The sequence below is a fragment of the Mycobacterium sp. P2_H7 genome (assembly GCF_056403275.1).
The window spans coordinates 363,742-386,283 of record NZ_JBFUFU010000005.1 but is presented as its reverse complement, the minus strand read 5'-3'; the positions used below and the strand labels follow the sequence as shown (position 1 = coordinate 386,283).

The 22,542-nt window shown below is 66.8% G+C and carries 21 protein-coding genes; 12 read left to right on the top strand and 9 right to left on the bottom strand.

What is annotated here, in order from left to right; translation table 11 throughout:
• Nucleotides 1-32: 32 nt before the first annotated feature.
• The gene (locus tag AC1DY7_RS07770) at nucleotides 33-620 is read left to right on the top strand and encodes a TetR/AcrR family transcriptional regulator (protein WP_477493237.1); all 588 of its coding nucleotides are present in this window, start codon (nucleotides 33-35) and stop codon (nucleotides 618-620) included.
• Nucleotides 621-752: 132 nt separating this feature from the next.
• Complete coding sequence (locus tag AC1DY7_RS07765) at nucleotides 753-1,586, top strand: hypothetical protein (RefSeq protein ID WP_477493066.1); 834 nt, start codon at nucleotides 753-755, stop codon at nucleotides 1,584-1,586.
• On the opposite strand, the gene AC1DY7_RS07760 is transcribed toward AC1DY7_RS07765, so the two are convergent.
• A complete protein-coding gene (locus AC1DY7_RS07760) occupies nucleotides 1,567-2,205 on the bottom strand; it encodes a TetR/AcrR family transcriptional regulator (RefSeq protein ID WP_477493065.1) in 639 nt (212 codons plus the stop codon). The genes AC1DY7_RS07765 and AC1DY7_RS07760 overlap by 20 nt on opposite strands.
• A gap of 92 nt (nucleotides 2,206-2,297) precedes the next feature.
• On the opposite strand from AC1DY7_RS07760, the gene AC1DY7_RS07755 reads away from it, so the two are divergent.
• The 4 genes from AC1DY7_RS07755 to AC1DY7_RS07740 are packed head-to-tail and all read left to right on the top strand — an operon-like array spanning nucleotide 2,298 to nucleotide 6,869.
• Nucleotides 2,298-3,422 (top strand): VOC family protein, encoded by a 1,125-nt coding sequence (locus AC1DY7_RS07755; RefSeq protein WP_477493064.1) that lies wholly within the window; start codon nucleotides 2,298-2,300, stop codon nucleotides 3,420-3,422.
• Entirely contained in the window at nucleotides 3,419-4,354 is a 936-nt protein-coding gene (locus AC1DY7_RS07750; protein WP_477493063.1) for a fumarylacetoacetate hydrolase family protein, read from the top strand. The genes AC1DY7_RS07755 and AC1DY7_RS07750 overlap by 4 nt, the downstream gene beginning before the upstream one ends.
• On the top strand, nucleotides 4,351-5,703 hold the full coding sequence (gene mhpA, locus AC1DY7_RS07745; protein WP_477493062.1) for a bifunctional 3-(3-hydroxy-phenyl)propionate/3-hydroxycinnamic acid hydroxylase MhpA: 1,353 nt from the start codon (nucleotides 4,351-4,353) through the stop codon (nucleotides 5,701-5,703). Before AC1DY7_RS07750 ends, mhpA begins: the two co-directional genes overlap by 4 nt.
• A complete protein-coding gene (locus AC1DY7_RS07740; RefSeq protein ID WP_477493061.1) occupies nucleotides 5,700-6,869 on the top strand; it encodes a cytochrome P450 in 1,170 nt (389 codons plus the stop codon). The genes mhpA and AC1DY7_RS07740 overlap by 4 nt, the downstream gene beginning before the upstream one ends.
• Here AC1DY7_RS07740 and AC1DY7_RS07735 read toward each other — a convergent pair.
• Complete coding sequence (locus tag AC1DY7_RS07735; RefSeq protein ID WP_477493060.1) at nucleotides 6,866-7,762, bottom strand: LmeA family phospholipid-binding protein; 897 nt, start codon at nucleotides 7,760-7,762, stop codon at nucleotides 6,866-6,868. The genes AC1DY7_RS07740 and AC1DY7_RS07735 overlap by 4 nt on opposite strands.
• 48 nt (nucleotides 7,763-7,810) lie before the next feature.
• Between AC1DY7_RS07735 and AC1DY7_RS07730 the strand changes: the two genes are divergently transcribed.
• Complete coding sequence (locus tag AC1DY7_RS07730; RefSeq protein ID WP_477493059.1) at nucleotides 7,811-9,562, top strand: sulfatase-like hydrolase/transferase; 1,752 nt, start codon at nucleotides 7,811-7,813, stop codon at nucleotides 9,560-9,562.
• Here the strand turns inward: AC1DY7_RS07730 and AC1DY7_RS07725 are convergent.
• Nucleotides 9,559-10,083 (bottom strand): LOG family protein, encoded by a 525-nt coding sequence (locus AC1DY7_RS07725; RefSeq protein WP_477493058.1) that lies wholly within the window; start codon nucleotides 10,081-10,083, stop codon nucleotides 9,559-9,561. The genes AC1DY7_RS07730 and AC1DY7_RS07725 overlap by 4 nt on opposite strands.
• A 12-nt stretch (nucleotides 10,084-10,095) precedes the next feature.
• A complete protein-coding gene (locus AC1DY7_RS07720; RefSeq protein ID WP_477493057.1) occupies nucleotides 10,096-10,764 on the bottom strand; it encodes a YceI family protein in 669 nt (222 codons plus the stop codon).
• A 49-nt stretch (nucleotides 10,765-10,813) separates the two neighbouring features.
• On the opposite strand from AC1DY7_RS07720, the gene AC1DY7_RS07715 reads away from it, so the two are divergent.
• The 4 genes from AC1DY7_RS07715 (at nucleotide 10,814) to AC1DY7_RS07700 (ending at nucleotide 14,072) form a co-directional block, all read left to right on the top strand.
• Complete coding sequence (locus AC1DY7_RS07715) at nucleotides 10,814-11,641, top strand: oxidoreductase (RefSeq protein ID WP_477493056.1); 828 nt, start codon at nucleotides 10,814-10,816, stop codon at nucleotides 11,639-11,641.
• 42 nt (nucleotides 11,642-11,683) lie between these two features.
• Nucleotides 11,684-13,291, top strand: coding sequence for a peptide chain release factor 3 (locus AC1DY7_RS07710; RefSeq protein ID WP_477493055.1), 1,608 nt, complete (start codon nucleotides 11,684-11,686; stop codon nucleotides 13,289-13,291).
• Nucleotides 13,292-13,454: 163 nt separating this feature from the next.
• Nucleotides 13,455-13,709, top strand: a complete 255-nt coding sequence (locus AC1DY7_RS07705) for a hypothetical protein (protein WP_477493054.1) — start codon at nucleotides 13,455-13,457, stop codon at nucleotides 13,707-13,709.
• Nucleotides 13,710-13,799: 90 nt separating this feature from the next.
• Nucleotides 13,800-14,072 carry a putative quinol monooxygenase gene (locus AC1DY7_RS07700; protein ID WP_477493053.1) on the top strand — a complete coding sequence of 91 codons (273 nt, stop codon included), beginning with the start codon at nucleotides 13,800-13,802 and terminating at the stop codon, nucleotides 14,070-14,072.
• 62 nt (nucleotides 14,073-14,134) lie between these two features.
• Here AC1DY7_RS07700 and AC1DY7_RS07695 read toward each other — a convergent pair whose 3' ends face one another.
• The 5 genes from AC1DY7_RS07695 to AC1DY7_RS07675 form a co-directional block, all read right to left on the bottom strand.
• Nucleotides 14,135-14,485, bottom strand: coding sequence for a hypothetical protein (locus AC1DY7_RS07695; RefSeq protein ID WP_477493052.1), 351 nt, complete (start codon nucleotides 14,483-14,485; stop codon nucleotides 14,135-14,137).
• A 284-nt stretch (nucleotides 14,486-14,769) separates the two neighbouring features.
• Nucleotides 14,770-17,250 (bottom strand): tetratricopeptide repeat protein, encoded by a 2,481-nt coding sequence (locus AC1DY7_RS07690; protein ID WP_477493051.1) that lies wholly within the window; start codon nucleotides 17,248-17,250, stop codon nucleotides 14,770-14,772.
• A gap of 270 nt (nucleotides 17,251-17,520) precedes the next feature.
• Nucleotides 17,521-20,607 (bottom strand): helicase HerA domain-containing protein, encoded by a 3,087-nt coding sequence (locus AC1DY7_RS07685; protein ID WP_477493050.1) that lies wholly within the window; start codon nucleotides 20,605-20,607, stop codon nucleotides 17,521-17,523.
• Entirely contained in the window at nucleotides 20,607-21,218 is a 612-nt protein-coding gene (locus tag AC1DY7_RS07680; RefSeq protein ID WP_477493049.1) for a hypothetical protein, read from the bottom strand. The genes AC1DY7_RS07685 and AC1DY7_RS07680 overlap by 1 nt, the downstream gene beginning before the upstream one ends.
• Before the next feature lie 25 nt (nucleotides 21,219-21,243).
• Nucleotides 21,244-22,152 (bottom strand): haloalkane dehalogenase, encoded by a 909-nt coding sequence (locus AC1DY7_RS07675; protein WP_477493048.1) that lies wholly within the window; start codon nucleotides 22,150-22,152, stop codon nucleotides 21,244-21,246.
• An 81-nt stretch (nucleotides 22,153-22,233) separates the two neighbouring features.
• Between AC1DY7_RS07675 and AC1DY7_RS07670 the strand changes: the two genes are divergently transcribed.
• A complete protein-coding gene (locus AC1DY7_RS07670) occupies nucleotides 22,234-22,539 on the top strand; it encodes a WXG100 family type VII secretion target (RefSeq protein ID WP_477493047.1) in 306 nt (101 codons plus the stop codon).
• The last annotated feature ends 3 nt before the right edge of the window (nucleotides 22,540-22,542 follow it).

Below are 22,542 nucleotides of genomic sequence, written 5' to 3'. Positions count from 1 at the left end.
ATGTAACACCGTTACAGAACCGAGGCGGACGAATTCGCAACACGAAAGCCCTTGATGCCGAGACGATTCTCGATGCCGCCGCGCGCCTCGTCGAGCGTGGCGGATTCTCGGTGCGCGGGCTCGCCGACGCGCTCGGAGTGGCCGTCACCTCCATCTACTGGCATGTCGGCGGCCGCGATCAGCTGTTCGACAGCCTGATCGACCGCCTGCTCGCCGCCATGAGCAACCTGCCGGTCGAGGGCGCCGATCCGGTGCAGCGCATCTCTTCGGTGGCCCATGCCCAGCGCCGCCTGCTCATCGAGCACCAGCACCTGCTGGCGCTCGCGCATGGACGAGGCCGGACCGCCACACTGTTCCAGCCGGTCCAGCAGGTGCTCGCCGCCGAACTGGCCGCGCTGGGCGTCACCGGCGAGCGGGCCGCGCTGCTCCTGCGCGCCGTGCAGGTGCACGTCATCTCCGCTGCGGTCATGCAGTTCTCGACAGTGCGCGGCGACTACCACCGCGACCCCTGGACCGCGGACTGGCCCGACCAGGAACTGGTGGCAGCGCTGCAATCCCCCACCGACTATGACGCCGTGTTCGCCTACGGGCTCGACGCGCTACTCGCTCCCCTGCACTGACCCCTTTCGGGTGCTCTGACGAGATTGCGCTGAGGGTCGTCGTTGCGACCGCGGTCGCCTCCATCCACAACCCTCAGCGCAATCTCGTCAGAGCTGCGGAAAGATGTCGGTACCCGGGGCCACCATGGCCGCATGGAACCGTTCCTCGGCGATGTAGCCATCAAGAACCGCTCTGTGACCAGGGGAGTTCTGCGGTCGCAGTACAAAGCGGTCCTTCCGAACGTGTACCTGCCCAAGCGCGCCGAACTGACCCTGGTCGAACGCGCCAAGTCGGCGTGGTTGTGGTCCGGCCGCTCAGGAGTGATCGCCGGCAGAACCGCCGCCGGCGTCTATCTGAGACCCGATGACGTCGCCTTCGAGCCGATCGAGATCATCACCGCCCACAGGCGCCTACCGAACGTGATCGTCCGGAACGAGCGGATCTCGATTGACGAGGTCACCGTGCGGGCAGGCCTGATGATCACCACACCGGCCCGCACGGCTCTCGACATCGCACGGCACCTGCCGAGGGACGAGGCCGTCATGATCCTCGACGCTCTCGCCGCATCGACGGGCCTCACCCGGGACGCCGTCTGGCCGCTGGTGGACCGCTATGCCGGCGCCCGCGGCATCGCACGGGCGCGCGAGGCCGTGCTGGAAATGGACGGCGGGGCCTCCTGCCCCGAGGAGACACGCGTGCGACTCATCCTGTCCGACGGTGGTCTTCGCCCCGCCGACACTCAGATTCGCATCGTCGACGGCCAGGACGAGACCGTCGTCGCGATGGGATGGCCCCAGTGGAAGGTCGCGGTCGACTGCAATCACGCGGCAGAACAGAAATTTCCGAAGGGCGCCGTCGCCAAAGCCGAACTGCTGCAACGTCTCGGCTGGCTGCACATCGAGGTGTTGCCGACGCACACCAAGAGATCGATCGTGTCGCGCACGCGCGCGGCGATCTGGTCGCGCCTCAGGACGCCGCAGCGGTAGCAGCGAGGTCCGGCAGCGGCCGCGCGCACACCTCGCGGGCGTCGTCCTCGCTCATCCCGAACAATCGCAGGACATCGGCAGTCACCACATCGGCGGCGTGCGCGCCATCGCGATCCGGTTGCGCCGCAAGGAGATTACCCAACCCAAGCAGCGCGCCACCGGCCATCGCCAGTGCCAGTTCGGGATCCTCGACCCGGAACCGGCCAGCGGACACCCCGGCCTTGATGTCGCGTAGGGCGCGGGGAGCCAGGCCGCGCTCGGACACCAGCAGGGACATGCCGTTGGCCAGTAGCACGCGGCTCTCCTGTGGACGGCCTCGGAACAACCGGCCGGTCAGCCGGAAGCTGGCAGCGAAGATCTCCGCCGGATCATCGAGATTCGCGGTGCAGGCATCCAGCAGGGCGCCGTGGGCGTCGAGCACTTCGGTGACGGCCGCCTCGAACAACTGCTCTTTGGTGTCGAAGTGGTTGTAGAACGAGCCCATCCCGACGTCGGCGGCCTGGGTGATTTCCAGGATGGGCGCATTGACCCGGCCATCGGCGATGAAAGCCTGGGCCGCCTCGATCAGCGCGGCACGGGTGCGCGCCTTCCGCCGGTCTGTGCGGCTCACGTCGGACATGGCAACAGTGTGCCTCATTTCTGAGGATTTCGTCAGAAACGTTGACTGAGTGTTGCGTCGTATGTGACGATTTCGTCAAGTAAGGAGGTCTCATGGTTGTTGACGTGCACAAAGACCTGCACAGCGAACAGGGTTCCCACAAGGGTGAACACCCCGGGCGGTCCCGTAACCCCGTCATCAAAGTGGTCGATCTGGCCTGGCTGGAGTTCGAGAAACCCGACCTGACCCGCGCCGAAGCCTTCGCCCGCGCGTTCGGATTCCAGACCGCGCTGCGCACCCCCACCGAACTTCACCTGCGCGGCACCGACGCCGACGCACCCTGCGTGCTGCTGCGGCAGGGGCCCGCTACGAGATTCGCCGGGTTGGCGCTACAAGCCGCCGACGAGGTGGACGTGCTGCGACTGGCCGAGCACACCGGCGTCGCGGCGCGGGCCCTGCCGGAAGCGATCGGCGGGCTGGCCGTCGACCTCGCCGATCCGGGCGGCACCCCGGTGCGGGTGGTCGCGGGCATGCACGTCCGGCCCGAGCTACCAGTGCAACAGCCCCTCGTCCACAACACCGGCCGCGCCGTCAGCCGCACCAACGTCACGCAGCGCCCGCCGCGGATCCCGGCCCGGGTGCAGCGGCTCGGGCACGTGGTGCTGCAGTCCACCACCTACCGGCGCACCCTCAACTGGTACCTCGACCTGTTCGGAATGATCGTCAGCGATTTCCTGTACTTCCCCGGTCAGCGCGACCGCGGCCCCACCATGAGCTTCATCCGGTGCGACCGCGGTGCCATCCCGGCCGATCACCACACCCTGGCTCTGGCGCTGGGCCCGGCGAACCGCTACGTCCACTCGGCCTACCAGGTCAGTGATCTCGACGCACTGGCCGCCGGCGGCGAATACCTCCGTGAGCGTGGCTATTTCAGGTCCTGGGGTATCGGCAGGCACATCCAGGGCAGCCAGATCTTCGACTACTGGCGCGACCCCGACGGCTTCCTGGTCGAGCATTTCGCCGACGGGGACATGTTCGACAACACCCTGGAGCCCGGGTGGGCGCCGTTCACCGCGACCGGCCTGTCGCAGTGGGGGCCGCCCGTCAGCCGGGACTTCTTGGGCAGCGACGCCCGCAACATCCGCCACGAGGCCGCAACGATGGTGGCCGCACTGCGCGGTGACAACGAATTCGATCTCCGGCGGCTCGCCGGACTACTGAAAGTTGCTTCCTCATGACCGTTTCCGTGTTGCGCACCGCCGACGCATGGTGGGTCAAGACCCCCGCCGGTGCCGCTCGCATCGAGACCACAGCCACCACCACCGCTGCCCTACTGGCCGACCGGGCCGCCATCGACGCGGCACGCACCGGTGACACCGCGCCCGTGGACAGCCTGACACTGGTCTCCCCCGTCACCGCCCCGTGCCGGGTGGTGGCTCAGATGACCAACTTCGAATCCCACGTCCGCGACGCAGGCATGGATCCCAAGACAGTGCCGCTGACGTTCTTCCGCAAATCCTCGGCGTCCATCAGCGGGCCGTTCGACGACATCGTCAAACCCGAGCATGTCCGTTTCCTTGACTATGAGGTGGAGATCGGCCTGGTCATCGGTCGCGACATCCCCGTCGGGACAACCCTTTCCGAGTCCGATCTGCCGGGCGCGATCGCCGGCCTGGTGATCACCAACGACGTGTCCGCCCGCGATATCCAGCTGCCGCAGACGCAGTTCTACGAGGCGAAGTCCTACCCGACCTTCACCCCGACCGGACCCGAACTGGTGCTGCTCGACGGGGACGAACTCAAGCGCTTCGGCGATCTGCGGCTGCGGTTGACCGTCAACGGCTCCGAGCGGCAGAACGCCACCGTCGAAGGCGACATGCTGTACCGGCCGCTGCAGGCGCTGCAGTCGCTCACCCGGTTCCAGGATCTCGCCGCCGGTGACCTGGTGCTCACCGGCACTCCGGTTGGCACCGCGCTGAGCGCCCCGCCGAAGCCGATCGAGATCATCGGCAACCTGCTGCCCCCGGCGGTGAAGTGGAAGGCGTTCTTCAAGCGCCAGGCCGCGAACCCGAAATACCTGCACGACGGCGATATCGTCGAGGCCACCGTCGGCACCGACGACGGCGTCATCGACCTTGGCGCACAACGCATGAGAGTGCGCTACCGGTGAACCACGTCTCGGTCGCCGTCATCGGCGCCGGACCGACCGGGATGACCGTGGCCACCCTGCTCGCCCAGTACGGCATCGAAACCCTGGTCCTGGAGCGCTGGCCCGAGGTCTACCCGCAACCCCGCGCCGTACACCTCGACGACGAGGTGTACCGGATAATCGATCGGCTCGGCATCGCCGCGGAGTTCGCCAAGATCTCCCGGCCCGCGCTCGGGCTGCAACTGCTCGACGAACAGCTCGCCGTGATGGCCCGGTTCCAGCGTGGCCCCGGCCGCTGCGGCTTCCCACAGGCCAACATGTTCGACCAACCCGAGCTGGAGAAGCTGCTGCGGGACAACGCCTCCCGTTACCCGCAGCTTCATCTGCGGGCCGGTGTCGAGGTGACGGCCGTCGCGCCAGGAAAGATCACGTTGTCCGACGGCGAACAGATCACCTGCGACTACCTGCTGGGCTGCGACGGAGCGAAGAGCCTGGTGCGCCGCAGCATCGGCGTCACCATGCGCGATCTCGGTTTCGAACAGCGTTGGCTGGTGGTCGACATCGCCACCACCGCCGATCTGGGTCAGTGGGACGGCGTCCATCAGGTGTGCAGCACCCGCCGGGCGGCCACCTACATGCGCATCGGCGACGCCCGCTACCGGTGGGAGTTCCAACTCCTGCCCGGCGAATCTGCCTCGGACTACGACACTCTCGAGGCACTGCGCCCACTGCTCGCACCGTGGACCACCGACCCCGAGCTGGAGCTGGTGCGGGTCACCGAGTACACGTTTCGCGCCCAAATCGCGCGGCAGTGGCGTCAGGGCAACGTGTTCCTGCTCGGTGACGCCGCGCACCTCACGCCGCCGTTCATCGGGCAGGGCATGGGCGCCGGGGTGCGCGATGCGATGAACCTGGCCTGGAAACTGGCAGGGGTGCTGCACGGTGAATTGACCGCCGACGTGCTGGATACCTATGAGCGCGAACGCCAACCGCATACCCGGGCGATGATCGGCCTGGCCCTGACCGTCGGCCGGGCGATGACGGCCGGCGGCCGGTTCGGTGATCTGATGCGGCGCATCGTCGTGCCGCGGATGCGTCTGATTCCCGGCCTGCGCACCAAGATGGTCGACTCGACCACGCCGCGCCTGAAGGTCGGTCGTGGCCGGTTGACGGGCCGGCTCTATCCGGGCGAGCCGTGGGGCAACGGTTTCGCCGTCGTATCCGCGCAGCCACTGACCACGGCGCAACAGGCGCGCGCCGACGCCCTGAAAGCCACCGTGCAGATCGTCACCGGCGCCACTGCGCGGTGGCTGCGCGGCCAGACCGTCATCGTCAGACCAGATTTCACCGTCGCCGGAAGGATTCCATGACCGCCACCTACACCGCCGATCTGTACACCACCCCTGCGATCCTCGACCCCCATCCGCACTACCAGAAGCTGCGCCGGCTCGGGCCGGTGGTGTGGCTGGCCCGGCACAAGTGCTACGCCTTGCCCCGCTATCCCGAATGCAAGGCCACGCTGCGCGATGACCAACAGTTTCTGTCCGGTGACGGGGTGTCGCTGAACACGTTGTCCAACAAGATGTCCCGCGGCACCACCCTGGCCAGCGACGGTGACGAACACGCCGAGCGGCGCAAGCTCGTCGCCCACCGGCTGCTACCACGCGCGCTGCGCACCATCGGTGACACCGTCGAAGAACAGGCCGCAGCGGTGGTGGACTCAGCCGTCAGACAGGGCACTATCGACGGTGTCGATCTGGCGACCGCGCTGCCGCTGGCCGTCGTCCCCGATCTGGTCGGCTGGCCGCGCGATCAGCGCGAGCATCTGATCGAGTGGGGTGGAGCGACGTTCGACATCCTCGGTCCGATGAATTGGCAAGCCATCAAGGCGATCCCGCGATCTCTGCAGATGCTTCGGTTCGCCCGCCGAGTGGTGCGTCAACGCAACGTGCTGGAAGGCAGCATCATCGATGAGCTGCTCACCGCCGCGGACGCCGGCGTGCTGGCGCACGACGAGTGCCCGGCGCTGATGATCGACTACATCGCGCCGTCGCTGGACACCACCATCAGCGCCATCTCGAACGCGCTGTACCTGCTGGGCACCCATCCCGAGCAATGGCAGCTGCTCAAGGAGAATCCCGACCTGATTCCGGGCGCGGTCAACGAGATCGTCCGCTATGAGTCGCCGCTGCGAGCGTTCGCGCGTCAGGTGCGCGCCGACACCGAGATCGCCGGCACCGCCATCGCTTCCGGGTCCCGGGTGCTGGTGCTCTACGCCTCGGCCAACCGGGACGAGGATGCCTGGGACGAGCCGGAACGGTTCGACATCCGCCGTGACGCCGGGAAGCACATCGGATTCGGCAACGGCGCACACGCGTGCGCCGGGCAGGGCCTGGCCCGGTTGGAGACGGTCGCGATCCTGCGTGCCCTGGTGGAGCGGGTGGAGCGCATCGAGGTGACGGGCCGGCCGGTGTGGGCCGTCAACAACATCATTCGCCGGCACAGCCACCTGCCGCTGCGGCTCGTCGCCGCCTAGAGATCGGCGAAGCAGGAGTTGCTCTCCCCGGACGGGATGGTGGCGTTCTGGCTGGAGAACTTGCCGACTACACCGGTGCTCGTCACCTGCACGCTGTCGGCCTTGATGCCCAGCGGGTAGTTGTCGTTGAGCTTGGTGGTCAGATCGTTGAGGGCGCTCTGCACGGTGTCTTTGGCGAACGGTCCGGTGACGTCGGTGACGTTCAGATTGAGGTTGCCGTCGGCGACGGCGGGTTGCGCGGTGACGGTGGTGCCGCCGGAGGCCTCCAGAACCAGGGTGCCCGCGGCGGTGTCGGTGTGCACGTCGGTGACCAGGTTCCCGACGACGGGCAGATTCTGCGCCACCGTCTCCTTGATGCCGTCCGACGTCCAGGACAGCGTGGCGTCCAGTGACCCGATGGTGCCTTTCGAGTCCCCGGTGTCTTTCAGCGCGATCTTGCTGAGCGTGACGTCGGCGGTCATCCCCTTGGCTTCCTGCACCTGATTGCCGTCGGTGGCCACCGAGATGTTGGTGTAGTCGCCGGACAGGTACTGCCACAGGAACGGCGGGCTCACCGAGAACGACACGTCGGCGCCGTCCTTGACCAGGCAGTCGGTGATGTTGGACAGCAGGGCGGCCGCCTTGTACCGGGCATACAGCTCGGCGCCGGCGAGACTGCCGACCAACAACGCCACCACGATCACCGCGACCAGCACGATCGTCTGCGTGTTGCGCTTCTTCGCGGGCGCGGGCGCGGGTGGGGGCGGCGGGGTCGGCCGGGCGAACTTCTCCGTCGCCGGCTCGGGTTGCCTGCGGATCTGCTCGGTGGACGGTTCGGGTCGCGGGATCCGCTGCGTCGGGCCGTCCACGCGAGGCAGACGCCGGGTCGGCTCGTCGGGCGGCGGTGTCGACATGCGGCGATTCTCCCCCACCGGGCTGGGCGGGGGGTGTGAGATTCGGATATGACTCCCGACGTCGTGATCCTGGTGACCGACGAAGAACGCGCCGCACCGCCCTATGAGCCCGAGGAGCTGCGCCAGTGGCGGCAGCGCACCCTGACGGGGTGGCGTTGGTTCGACGAGCACGGTGTGCGTTTCAGCCGGCACTACACCGGGTCGCTGGCGTGTGTCCCGAGCCGGCCGACGTTGTTCACCGGGCAGTACCCCGATCTGCACGGCGTCACCCAGACCGACGGCATCGGCAAGCGGTACGACGATTCGCGGTTGCGCTGGCTGCGCCCCGGTGAGGTGCCCACGCTGGGCAACTGGTTCCGCGCCGCCGGCTATGACACGCACTACGACGGCAAATGGCATATCTCGCATGCCGACCTGACCGACCCCAAGACCGGTAAACCATTGGCCACCAACGACGATGACGGTCTCATCGACCCGGCCGCGGTCAGTCAGTATCTCGACGCCGACCCGCTGGGCCCATACGGATTCTCCGGCTGGGTGGGCCCCGAGCCGCACGGTGCTCTGATGGCCAACAGCGGATTTCGCCGTGATCCGCTGTTCGCCGACCGGATCGTGACGTGGCTGCAGGACCGCTACGAGCGCCGTCGCACCGGCGATCCCGAGGCACTGAAGCCGTTCCTGCTGGTGGCCAGTTTCGTCAATCCCCATGACATCGTGCTGTTTCCGGCGTGGGCACGGCGCTCACCGTTGCAGCCCTCACCGCTGGATCCGCCGCCTGTGCCGGCCCCGCCGACCGCAGAGGAGGATCTCAGCACCAAACCCACGGCCCAGGCCGCGTTCCGGGAGGCGTACTACTCCGGGTACGGACCGGCCGGTGCGATCGAGCGGACCTACCGGCGCAAGGCGCAGGAGTACCGCGACCTGTACTACCGGTTGCACGCCGAGGTGGACGCTCCGCTGGACCGGGTGCGCCGCACCGTCACCGAAGGATCGACCGAGGCCGTGCTCGTCCGCACGTCCGATCACGGTGACCTGCTCGGCGCGCACGGCGGCCTGCACCAGAAGTGGTTCAACCTCTACGACGAAGCCACCCGGGTGCCGTTCGTCGTCGCCCGCATCGGCGCCGGCGCCACATCGGCCCGCACCGTTGAAGCGCCCACATCGCATGTGGATCTGGTGCCGACGCTGCTGGGCGCGGCCGGCATCGACGTGCCCGCAACCGCGGAGGCGCTCGCGCGGACGTTCAGCGAGGTGCACCCACTACCCGGCCTCAACCTGATGCCGGTGGTCGACGGCGCGCCCGCCGATGAGGACCGGCCCGTGTACCTGATGACCCGCGACAACGTCCTCGAGGGCGACACCGGGGCCTCGGCGGCCGCGCGGGCCATCGGTGCCGTCACCAATCCTCCTGCCCCGCTGCGCATTCGGGTCCCCGTCGACGTCGCGGCCAATTTCGAGGGGCTGGTCCAGCGTTACGACGGGCGGCTGTGGAAGTTGGTGCGCACCTTCGACGATCCGGGCACCTGGACCGAACCCGGTGTGCGCCAACTCGCGTTCAGCGGCCGCGGAGGTGAGCGGTACCGCAGCGACGTGCTCGACGACCAGTGGGAGCTCTACGACCTGACCGGTGATCCGATCGAGGCCGTCAACCGCTGGGCCGATCCCGAGCTGGATGAGGTGCGCCGCTACCTGCGCGTCCAGCTCAAGGAGGTGCGGGCCGCGTCGGTGCCGGAGCGTCATCAGCCGTGGCCGTACGCCGACCGGCACAAGTCTGCCTCGCGCGGCTGGCTGCGGTTCTAGCGCTCCAGGTAGGTCAGCACGTCGGCCGGTTCGGCGGTGACGTAGATCAGTTCGTCGAGCGGCAGGGGCAGGAAACCGTCCTGCTCCATGCGGCGCAGCTGGATCACCAGCCCGTCGTAGAAGCCCGCGGTGTTCAGCAGCACCACCGACTTGGTGTGGTGGCCGTGCTTGCGCAGCTCCAGGATCTCGGTGGCCTCATCCAGCGTGCCCAGGCCGCCGGGCAGGATCACCAGCGCGTCGGAGCGGGCCAGCAGGCCGGCCTTGCGCTCGGCCAGGTCTTTGGTGAACACCATCTCGTCGGCGCCGGGGCGGGCCGCCGACCGGAAGAGCTCCACCGACACCCCGACCAGCCGTCCGCCGGCCTCCTGTACGCCGTCGGCGACGACCTTCATCAGCCCGGTGTCCGAGCCACCCCACACCAGCGTGTGACCGGCTGCGCCGAGCGCGCGGGCGAACTCCCGGGCGGGGACGGTGTAGCGGTCGTCGAGGTCGGCGGCGGAGAGGAAGACGCAGATGTTCACCGGGCGATCGTGTCAGCCCTTGGCCAGATGCACCAAGAACTCGATGGTGGCGACCGGCTGGATCTCCAGCACCCCGGCCAGCAGTTTGGGCGGGGTGATCTGGTAGTCGGCGAAGGTGATCGGGATGGATCCCGCGACGTCGACGCGGTCTCCGGTGCGCCGGATGCCGGCGCGCGCGGATTCCTGCTTGCTGACGCCGTGCAGGGTCAGTTTCACCGGGACGTCCACCTGAACCGGGCGCCCGTCGTCGGGGACCGAGGAGAGGTCGACGGGCGCGGTGACGGCCACTTCGGCGGTCGGGAACTTCTTGGCATCCATCACGTCTGTGCCGCTGAAGCGTTGGTCGCGGCCGTGGTGCGCGGACTCCAGCGATCCGGCGTCGACGACGAAATCGGCTGACATCAAACGTGATTTGTCCACCTCGGCGCTCCCGAGCACCGAGGAGGTGCGGCCGTTGACGTCAATGGGCTGCCACAGCAGGTGCTGCTGTGCGCGGTAGCCGGCCTGTGAGCCGGGCTGGACCATCCAGGTGCCGTCGATGCCGGTGGTTGCCTGGGTGGCGTCCGCGGTCAGCGTCAGTGCCGGGTCCGGGTCGCCTTCGACGAAGGTGCGGAAACCCCACGGTGCGGCAGCCACGGCGACGATCACCAGCACCACCAGGATCAGCAAACGCTTCTTCACGTGCTCATGGTGGCAGACGGCCACAGGGTTCATCGGCATACTGGCGCACATGTCGACCTGGCTCATCACCGGCTGCTCCACCGGAATCGGACGTGCCCTCGCCGAGGCGGTCATCGCCGCCGGCCACAACGCGGTGGTTACCGCCCGCGACGTCAGCCGCGTCGCGGACCTGGCCGCCGCCGCTCCGGACCGGGTGCTGGCCGTCGCGCTCGATGTCACCTCAGCCGAGCAGGTGACCGATGCCGTGCGTCAGGCCGAAGACCGCTTTACCGGTGTGGACGTGCTGGTCAACAACGCCGGCTACGGGTACCGGGCGGCCGTCGAGGAGGGTGAGGACGCCGAGGTGAGGACCCTGTTCGAGACGCACTTCTTCGGCACGGTGGCGACCATCAAGGCGGTGCTGCCGGGGATGCGGGCCCGCCGGTCCGGCGCGATCGTGAACATCTCGTCGATCGGGGCGCAGGCCACCCCGGTGGGCTCGGGCTACTACTCCGCGGTCAAGTCGGCGATGGAGGGGCTCAGCGGTTCGCTGCGCGGTGAGCTTGCCCCGCTGGGCATTTCGGTGACCATCGTCGAGCCGGGCGCGTTCCGCACCGACTTCGCGGGCCGCTCCCTGACCCAGTCGGCCACGCCGATCGCCGACTACGCCGACACCGCGGGCAAGCGGCGCATCGAGAACGACACGATGCACGGCAACCAGGCCGGCGACCCGGCGAAGGCGGCCACCGCGATCATCACCGCAGTCGAGGCACCCGAAACCCCCGGTTTCCTGCTGCTCGGCACCGATGCGCTGGCCATCTACCGGCATGTCGCCGATGCACGGGCCGCGGAGATCGCGGAGTGGGAAAACGTCAGCTCAGGGACCGACTTCGCCTAGATTTCGGGTTTGCCCACCTGGGCAAATACCATCGAGGGTGATATGACCGAGAACGCCCTGGATACCCGTACCGCCGGCCGCGTCACCGCGGAGGCGGCGCGTCGCCGCACCTTCGCCGTCATCAGCCACCCTGACGCCGGTAAGTCGACACTGACCGAAGCGTTGGCGCTGCATGCCCGGGTGATCAACGAGGCCGGCGCCATCCACGGCAAGGCGGGCCGCAAGTCGACGGTGTCGGACTGGATGGAGATGGAGAAGGCCCGTGGCATCTCCATCACCTCGACAGCGTTGCAGTTCCCGTACCGCGATTGCGTGATCAATCTGCTGGACACCCCGGGTCACGCCGACTTCTCCGAGGACACCTACCGGGTGCTGACGGCGGTGGACGCCGCGGTCATGCTCATCGACGCCGCCAAAGGTCTTGAGCCGCAGACGCTGAAGCTGTTCCAGGTGTGTAAGCACCGCGGGATCCCGATCATCACCGTGATCAACAAGTGGGACCGCCCGGGCCGGTATGCCCTGGAGCTGATGGACGAGATCCACGAGCGCATCGGGTTGCGGACCACTCCCCTGACCTGGCCGGTGGGCATCGCCGGTGATTTCAAGGGCGTGATGGACCGCCGTAAGGGCCACTACATCCGGTTCACCCGCACCGCCGGTGGCGCCACCGCCGCGCCGGAGGAACACATCCCCGCCGATAAGGCGCACGACGCCGCCGAGGGCGACTGGGACACCGCCGTGGAGGAATCGGAGTTGTTGTCGATGGATGGCTCGGATTACGACCGCGAGACGTTCCTGGCCGGCGAGTCCTCGCCGGTGCTGTTCACCTCGGCGGCGCTGAACTTCGGCGTGAACCAGCTGCTCGACGTGCTCGTCGAGCTGGCGCCCTCGCCCGGCGCGATCGTCGACGTGGCCGGTGAGCCGCGGGCGGTGAGTTCGCCGTTCAGCGCGTTCGTGTTCAAGGTGCAGGCCGGGATGGACTCCTCGCATCGCGACCGGATCGCCTACGCGCGGGTGTGCTCGGGGACGTTCGAGCGTGGTGATGTGCTGACGCACGCCGGAACCGGTAAGCCGTTCGTGACCAAGTACGCGCAGTCGGTGTTCGGGCAGCAGCGCTCCACGCTGGACGACGCGTGGCCCGGTGACGTGATCGGCTTGGCCAATGCGGCGGCGCTGCGTCCGGGTGACACGCTGTATCGCGATGTGCCCGTGGAGTTTCCGCCGATCCCCAGCTTCTCCCCCGAATACTTCTCGGTGGTCCGCGGCAAGGATCCGAGCAAGCACAAGCAGTTCCGCAAGGGTATCGAGCAACTCGACCAGGAGGGCGTGGTGCAGGTGCTGCGCTCGGACCGCCGCGGCGAGCAGGCCCCCGTCTTCGCGGCCGTCGGGCCCATGCAGTTCGAGGTGGCCCAGCACCGGATGGAGACGGAGATCGGTGCGGCGATCACGCTGGAATCGCTGCCGTACCAGGTGGCGCGGATCGTCGATCCCGAGGACGCCGAGTTCATGAGCAAGCAGGTGTCCTCGGAGGTGCTGATGCGTTCCGACGGGGTGCTGCTGGTGTTGTTCTCGACGAAGTGGCGCCTGGAAGGTTTCCAGCGGGACAACCCGACGATCAAGCTGCGGTCGCTGGTCGCTGCTGAGGGGTAGGCCGTTCGTCGCGGCTCGCAGCAACGGCAAGCGACGGTCTCAATGCCCGCCTCCGAGCGACTTTTGAGCGACAGTGAAGACGGCGAGAGGTTGCGCCCAGCGCACCGACCGCTTTCACCGGTAGATGCCGTCATGGCGTCGAACGCTGTGGTCGACTGTCACGGTGTTCGCTGCCGGCAGCGTCGGCGTCGGTATCGCGGTGGCACTCGGTTTCATCGCCGGTAAGGATCCCAACGCATCAGTGACCACTGGTGAGTACATTCGCCTGGTCGCCGCATCTCTGACGATCTGGGGACCGATGTACCTGTTGATCGCCTGGCAGGCGAGCATTCCGTCCATCGTCGCCGTCGGCTTATTGGTTGCATCCATTCGACGGGGATCCACACCCCCAAAGATCAGGATGATCGGCGGCAAATGACCAGGCCGCAAGAGCTCGGGGACTCGAGTGCAGGTACTGACCGCCGTTCCAAGCGATGAGTTTCAGGCTCGCTCGATGTCTACCTAGACCATGATCATCGTTGCCGGACACATCACCGTCAGACCGGAGCAGCGGGAGGACTACCTCGCCGAATGCGTGGCCGTGGTCAAACTGGCGCGGCAGGCCGACGGTTGCCTGGACTTCGCCATCTCCGCAGACCTGATCGATGCGGGCCGGATCAACATCTACGAACGGTGGGCGTCCCAGTCCACTCTGGATGCGTTCCGCGGCAGCGGACCCGGTGACGATCAAAGCGCGGCAATGCTTTCCGTATCGGTGATGGACTACGACGTCGAGCAGTGACACGAGCCCAGCGTTCTGCCGCCCGCCAGACGGCGAGCGGCAGAACTGGGGCAAGTTTCAGATCACCAACACGGGATCGGGTGGAACAGATTCCACAATGGGCCACCGCAGTGCATATGGAAGTCCGCCGGCGGTGCCCAGCCACCGGGGTTGTTCCAGTCGCCCGGGGGCTCCCAGCCCTCCGGCGGACGCCACCCCCGGTCGGGGTAGCCGTCGTTCCAGCCGGCCCACTCGGGGTGATGCCAGTCGGCGGGTCCGGGTCCACGATTCCAGCCGGGCCCGTTGTTCCATCCACCGGGGCCATGCGGTCCTCGCGGCCCCCAGTTGGGGTCCGCGCTGGCGGCGCCGGTACCCAGCCCCATCGCGAGCGCCCCGGTAATACCCACTGCGGAAATGACTTTCGCAAACTTCATGTCGATCATTCCTTTCAGACGATGTCACGGAGAGGACGTCTGAAAGTTAGTCTTGCTACCGACCTTAAGTAGGGCCTGTGCCTGCGGTCAGGGTTGGTTGTACAAAAGGTCACCGAAGGTCGCAACGTCGTCACGAAAAGCCATCTGCCAGCTGGCAACTCGCTGAAAAACTGGATCTGCCTCGACAAATCGAACGGCCTGGAGTGGACGTCGTCGCAGAGTTCACTCAGGAAACGACCGATGGCACTCCGCCGGCAGGGGCGATTCCATGAGAAGCTCGGCTGTCAGCTCACACGCATGAGCCAGCGGTCCCAATGCGAACGCCACCGATCTCGGACCACGTCGTAGGGCTCGAGCCATTGCGTAGGCATTATCGACACCGGATGGCCGTAGGAGTCAGCAGCGCACTCACAAGCCGTCCAGAGTCGTCCGCGCCTCAGGACGCGGCTCTCCATCAATTCGGCGACCTCCGCGACGCTTCTCTGATCTCCCGCTCGCAGTGCCAGCGCCATTCGGGCCATTACAGTACGGAATCCGACCTCGCCCGAGTTTCGGATCCGGTCGATTCTTTCGAAGTACACAAATGCGTCGGAATCGATCGACACGGAGTCTGGATCCATGAACACCCTGGCCAGAAACACGTCGCGAATCCCGGTCAAGTGAGCCGCCTCCTCGGCGTCCTGCGCGAGTCCATCGAGTACCTGCCTGTCCACTCCTCCATGAACAAACGCTTGCCAGCGGTATGCGTTGGCGGCATCCTCGATTTCCTCGCGCTGCCTGCCGCTCGTTCGAAGCCTGTCGACCTTGGCGAGGACCGGACCGAAGTAGTCGTCGAACCGTCCATGTGACACATCACATGCGCGCTTCAGTCGGAGCTTCCTTTCTGTAGTCAGCCCAGGTAGCTTCTCCATCGCCTCGCGAAAGCGGCGCGCTGCAGCCAAGGTGTTCGCGAACTGATAGTGATGCATCGGTGTGGGTGCGACTTCCGCGATCTGTTGAAACACGTCCAGCGCCTCCTCATATCGCGCGGCGTTGCGCAATGTGTAGCCCCAATGACGCCCTGCAGGAAATCGAAGCGGGTGGGTGGAAGTGAAGATCGGTCTCAAGAGATCAACCGCTTCATCAACGGTGACATCGGTGCTCTTCGCGGTTACGAAATCGATCACCGTTTTGCCATAGTCACTGACTGCCTCCGCCGGAAGATACGGCTTCAGTCCAGTGATCGACGGCGCAAACACAATCGCTTGGCTGAGCCAGTCGTCGTAGGACGACGACGTCGCCGGACCGATGGAAAGCTTCTGATCACACACCAGCCTCACGGCCAAGCCGAGGACTTCGAAGTGGAGCTTGATCTTCCCGCTCTCTTTGGTGCTGGCGCACAATCGATCCAGGTAGTGCAGGCCGAGCTCACCGGCCTTTTCCCAATCTTGAGCCGACCAACCGTTCGAGATGTCGTGAGGTGACGAGCGGATGGCGGCACGAATGGCGTCGTGCATCGACTGGGGAAACGCGCCCGAACCACGCCGGTCGATCATGGGCCGAGACAACGCACGAAGGGCGCAACCATGATCGACGCCGGCCGCCGCCTCGACAAGTTCCGCGCTGAAGTACGGAAAGAGCGATGCGGCGCGCAATGCGTGCTGCTCGTCGTTTGGCACATCCTCCAATACACGCAGGACGAGATCACTCAGCGAGCCGGTGACATCAGCGACGCTGATTGACTTGCCCCCGTTGAGCATTCGCGTTCGCGCCAACGCGAGTGCAAGATCCAAGTACTGCGGCAGTCCACCGCAAGCAATCCCCAGCTCGTGCACGACTTCATTACTGATCGGGACGTTGTACAGTTCGCGTCCGCGTTCGATGATCCTGATGCGGTCGTCGAACTCAAGATTCCCGACGAGGTGCTGACGTGGATCCTCGGTTGCCCCGGGCAACAGACCTGGCCATACGGCACGTCCCGCAACGTGGAGGTTCGTTCGACGTTCATCCCACCAGTCGAGCATGTTTCTTCCAGTGACCACGAACAGCACATTGGGCAGACGCCATATCAATTGGTTGATCGTCGCCTCGTCCGTCCTGCGCGGATCAGCTGTCAGTCGTTCGAACGTGTCGACAAACATCACGACAAGTGGAGCAAACTCCTCCTGGTCATCCCACTCATCCCAGTTGCAGAGGTCGGTGTCCAGAAGCGCAACGATCTCGCCTAGTAGCTCCAGGTGAGGACTGTCGGGAGCCGGCAGTTCAGTACACCGTTGCAGAAGACCCTCGAAGCCTTCGTAATCGCCGAATACGCCGCGTCGGATCATCCGTGCGCGGAATTCGCGCATCACGCTACGCAATGTTCGAGTAGCAATTCCAGCTCCCGGAACACCGATTTCGGACAAGAGGTCGGTGATGGTGTCCGCGACGCCGTCAGCGAAGGCACCATCGCCAGCACCAGGCAATGGTTCGCCGGGGTTCACAGAGGCCCAATATGCAGCGAAGGCGAGGTCGAAGGCGACCCAGCGCGACTTCACTTTCCCGAACGCTCTTCGAATAGCGATGACCGCGTCAACAATGTCGACGCGACCTTGCGACTTATGCAGGTCTATTCGCCCAGTTGCCGCAACCGCAGTCTGCGGAGCGGGACCCCACCCCGTCGCGAGTGGCAGGCTGTCGTTAACCCACAGCTCGAGTCGATCGGAAAGGCATGTCTTCCCGATGCCACCCACTCCGTAATAGACAAGGACGTTCTTGGCGGCAGGGACATCTTCCTCGGAGTTCATGTAGAGACGGTGCGCTGCGAGAGCCGTCTTGAAAGCAGTGCTTTCATCGAATCGATCAGTAAAGAGGTCGCCGGCATGCAGCGGCTGGGGCCCGTTCTGTCGCGAGGCATTCTTGCGAGGCACGGCTTATTCTCACCTATGTTCCACGCAGAGCGCAGATGATCCGGATTAAGCTCGACAGAGAGTGGTCCGGGTATCGAGGCATCTGCTCACAGCATCTAAGTTGTTGCTATGAAAAATAATTCATAACAATGTCCAACATTGAACCCATTACCGCGCCTGCGCGAGTCCCAGGACTTGTTCAGCTGACGGCGGGCTCGCCGGGTGATACGACAGGCACCACGGCGCCGCGACGCGATGGAACGCCTCACCCTCGGTGGCCACATAGAAATTGCCGGCCCGCAGTCGGCTGATGTCGGGCACCAATCCGCCCTTGGCGCGCGCCATTTCCTCGGCGGTGTCGATCTGCGTCGGCGAGTTGAGCAGTCCGTAGAACTGGGTCGCCGCGTTGCCCGGGATCTGGTTGTGCAGGCCTTTGGGCGCCTGGGTGGCGAAGATCAGGCCCAGACCGTACTTGCGGGCCTGCGATGCCAACGCCAATGTGCTGCGGGTACTCGCGGTCGTGCCCTTGGCCGGGGCCAGCGTCTGCGCCTCGTCCATCACCAGCAGGCCACCAAGCGGACGGTCGGCCGCGGGGTTGCGTTTGATCCACGCGAACAACGCCATCTGCAGCTGACTGACGAAGCTCTGGCGCTGCTCGTCGGATTGCAGGCCGATCATGCTGATCACAGACACCCGGGCCCGGTAACCCTCGGATGGGGTCAGCAGCACACCGGGGTCGACGGGCTGGCCCGCTCCCCCGAACATGGGGTCGTTGACCATCGCGGCCCGCAGATTCTGCGCGATCTCGCCGGCCATCTTCTGCGCTCCGGTGAGCCCGCTGACGTCGTCGGGCAGGTCTTCGAGCAGGTCGACGAAGCCGCTTAGCGTGGGGTCGGGCGCACGGCCGTACTCCAGCAACGCTTCTCGCAGCACGGCCCGCGAACGCGCGGCTTTGGCGGTTGATCCGGCGATCTGCGCGCGCGGCTCCAGCGCCGCGCACGCCGCCTCGACGGCGTCGTTGTATTCATCGTGGTCATCGCGCACGCTGGCGAAGTCCGGCAGCGGCTGGAAGGCCAACGGCCGGCCGGTGGAGCGCCGCGGCGTCCAGATCATCACCTCGGTGTTGGCGAAGTACTCGCGGGCCCGGCTGTCGTCGGCCCGGTGCCAACCACCGGGGTTCTCCGGCCACGGGCTGCCGAGCCGCGACAGATCATTGTTGGGGTCCAACACAATTGACGACACCCCACGCAGCGCGGCCTCTTCCACCAGCCGCCGGATCAACACCGTCTTGCCCGAGCCGGAGCCCGCGAAGATCGCCACATGTTTGCGCAGCGCGGCCAATTCGACCGACACCGTGGCATCGGTGCGGATGTCGACGCCCAGCGGTATCTCTTCCTCCGAGGTCGCCAAGGCAATGTCGTTGTCCGGCTGCGCTTCCGGCTCGGCTTCGATGACCACGACCGGCTCGTCGCCCCCGAGGGCTGCCCGCAGCAGGGCGATCCCGTGCGCGGGCCTGCGGGCGCGCAACCACGCCGCCAAGCCGGCGTCGTCCTCCTGGAGCAGATCGCGCAATGCGGTCATGGTGCGGATGTCGTCATCGGACATGGCCAGGGTGCGTCCACCCGCGCGGTCGAAGTCCTGGACAAGAGCAGCGGTCTTCGGGCCGCTGGGCCATGCGCCGTTGCGCAGGAAGAAGAGCCGGCGCCGGTCGGAGCCCAGACCCGTTGCGCTGACGGCCTTTTTGATTCGATTCTGGGCGGCGACGGCGTTGGTCGAACCGATCGCGCGGAACGCCCAGTGCTGCTCGTCGTCGGTCGCCGAGTCCAGGGTCTGCCGCAGGCGCGCGTGCAGCACGACGTGCGATCCGGGCGGCGGATCGCACGCGTAGGACTGGTCGTTGCCTTGCTCGGCGATCCACGCCGTCAACGCCGCGTGCAGCAGGGCCGGGACGGCGGTGTCCTCGCCGTCGGGGTCGAGTGCGGCGGCCGGCACTGCGCGGGAACGGAATTCGACGAATCGCCGATCCAGCGGCGAGGTGTCGGGAGCAGGCCCATCGTCCTGCGCTTCCTGCTCGGGCTCGCCATTGAGATGCGCGAGTTCGGTCAGCTCACCGCGACGCAAAGCATCGCGCACATGCGCGTCGGCGCGGATCAGGAGCTGGCGCGGCGTGTACCCGGCGGCGTCGTCGAACGCGGACGCCACGATGGGCCAGCTCGGGTAGGGCGGGACGAATCGCACCGAGGTGTAGCCGGCCGCGAACCGGCGCTCCAGGATGGCCCGGCCCAGGTCACCGCTGGGCAGCGGGGTCAGCGGAGCGGTCACCCGGAATCGGTCACTCACGCTGGCGGTGGCCCGGTCGCGGATGGCCTCCCACGCCGAAGGCAGGCACGCGACCACCCCCACGGTGCGGCGCATGGTCTGGCGCACCGACATCAGGCCGTGGGCAACCTGTTCCAGCACACCGTCACTCGTGCTGGCGGCCCCGCCGGTGCGCGACGACGACTGCGCCAGCAGGGTGTCGATCTGATCCAGCGCCAGCACCGCGGGCCCGGCCAGCGCCGTCAGCCGGGCGATGTCGCGCACGCATTGCTGCGCCGACGGGCTGGTGCCCTTGAGGCGCCACATCTTGCGGTCGGAGGAGTCGTCGTCCTCCTCGCTGGCCTGCAGGTAGGCGTCGCCGACATCGCGGGCGGTCAGGTCGTTGGCGGCCAATAGCACCAGGGCGCGCAAGGTCTGGTGGCAGTCGCGGACGTCGCGGCGGGCCTTGGCCAGCGTGTTGACGAACTGGTCCAGGGTTTCGGGTTCCAGGTCGTCGTCGCCGATGATGGCGCGGCGCTCAGCCCGGGAGACGTGCGCAATGGAGGACAGCTCCCACAGCAGATCCTTGAGTTGGGTCTCCCGTCCGACGCCGGGCCGGCCGAGACTCTCCAGGATGCCGCTGCGCACCGATTCCCAGAAGCTGGCGGCATTCAGCAGTTCGACCACGAAGAAGAATCCGCCGTCTTTCTGGACGCGTTCGCGGATCTGGCCGAGCAGGTGGGTCTTGCCGGATCCGGCCTGGCCGCGGATGGCGACGCCGAGCGGGGCGCTGTCCGGGTCGCGCAGGGCGTCGCCGAACGCTTCCATCACGTCGTCGACGGCGCGTTCGTTGAGGCCGTTGACGTGGGTGGCCGATTGCGGGCGCCACAGATCGTCGCTGGTCGGTGCCCACGTGAGTCGAAGCGCGGCGAGCGCCTCGCGATCTGCCTCCTGCATCAACTCTCGATGCTAATCAGATGCTTGGCCTGGTTGCCGATCAGGATGGCCGCATCGCGGTCCGCGGCAGTGAGGACCTTCTGGTTCTCCTCGGGAATCAGGCTGATCGCGCCGTCCCGGTACAACCCCTGCAGCGCGGCGTCCAGGTCGTCGCGTTCCACGTCCAGTTCGCCGCGGAGCGTCGCCAGACCCACCCACGCGCCAGGTCGTGGCGCCAGCGTCGCGTAGCTGGTGCGGATGCGGTCATCGACGGTCGCGACGGGCACGCCGAACACCTCCGCGAGGCTGAGGTCGGCGCGAGTGAGGTGGCGGTCGAACGCCGCGAGGAAGGTGTACAGCGTCTTTGCCGGGCCGGTGGAACGGGGCGGTGCGCCTGCGGTGAGGATGTCGCGGCACAGCCGCCAACCGCGGTCGGTGAGCTCGTGCACGAATCTGCCGGTGCTGCGGTCGGATTCGATGAGGCCGAGCTCGTTGAGCTTGTCGCGGCCGGCCTTCTCCAGCTTGGGGCCCAGCGCGATCAGGTCGGGGTTGGGGACGGGCCGCGCCTGCGCCATCAGGACCAGCAGGACGGCACGCTCGGTTCCGGTCAGGTCGGCCGGGGTGACAGTCACGGCTTACAACGTAGCGTGCAAACGGTCACGGGGTGCGGGCGACGAAAGCCACCACGACCGCCGCGAGTTCGGGGCCCTTGTCCTCCTGCAGGAAGTGACCGCCGTCGGCGATCGTGACGGGTTGGTGGTCCTTGGCGCCCGGGATGTGGGAGGCCAGCACCCGGTCGCCGCCGCGGGTGATCGGGTCGGAGTCGGAGAACGCACACAGGAACGGTTTGTCGAAGCGGCCCAACGCTTCCCACGCTGCGCGGTTGGCCGGCGTGGCGGGGTCGTCCGGATTGGTCGGGACCAGCGTCGGGAACTGGCGGGCGCCTTCTTTGAACGTCTCGTCGGGGAACGGGGCGTTGTAGGCGGCGATGACATTGTCGCTCAAGGCGGTCTGGCTCCCGCCGTTGACGATGGCGCCGGCATCGAACACCGGCGTCTGCTGACTGAACTGCTGCCAGGCCAGGAACGCTTTGCCGGGTGGGCGGTCCCCCGTCGGCAGGAAGGTGTTGGCGGCGACGACGCGGCTGAACAGCTCGAGGTTCTCCCCCACGATGCGCAGCCCGATCAGCCCGCCCCAGTCCTGGCAGACCAGGGTGATGTCGGTCAGACCGATCGCGCTGATGGCATCGCGGACCCAGTCCACATGGGCCTGGTAGGTGTAATCGGTTCGCCGCGTTGGTTTGTCGCTGCGACCGAAGCCGACCAGGTCGATGGCCACGGCGCGCAGTCCGGCGTTCACCAGGACGGGGATCATGTGCCGGTAGAGGTAGCTCCAGCTGGGTTCGCCGTGCAGCAGCAGGACGACGGGTGCGTCGGGGGCGCCCTCGTCGAGGTAGTGGATCCGCACCGGCGTGCCATCGACGCTGGTGACCTCGACGTAGTGCGGCTCGAAGCTGTAGCCGGGCAGGTTGTCGAATCGCTCATCTGCGGTACGCAAGATTTCCACGGGACGACGGTACCGCTCCGATTTGGCGTCTCGGGGTGGTTCGGCGCGGGCCTAGAATCGTGTGGTTAGGGGGTAAGTCTGATGGCCAAGCCGTTACGGGTCGATCCGGCCCAGTTGCAGGTGACCGCGGAGTCGTTGAGCAGTCATGCCGAGTCGTTCACGTCGACACATGCCCAGGCGCAGTCGCGGGCGGGTTCGGTGGCGCTGGGTACCAGCAAGGCCGCGGCGGCGTTGCCGGGGATGCTCAGCGAGTGGGAGACATCGGCGACACAGTTCGCCGCGCATCACGTCAAGCACGCGGACGGGCATCGAGCGGCCGCCGCGGCGTACACCAAGACCGATAGTGGCTCTGCCGAGGACATCGAGGCAGCCGGACGCGACCTGTAGCTC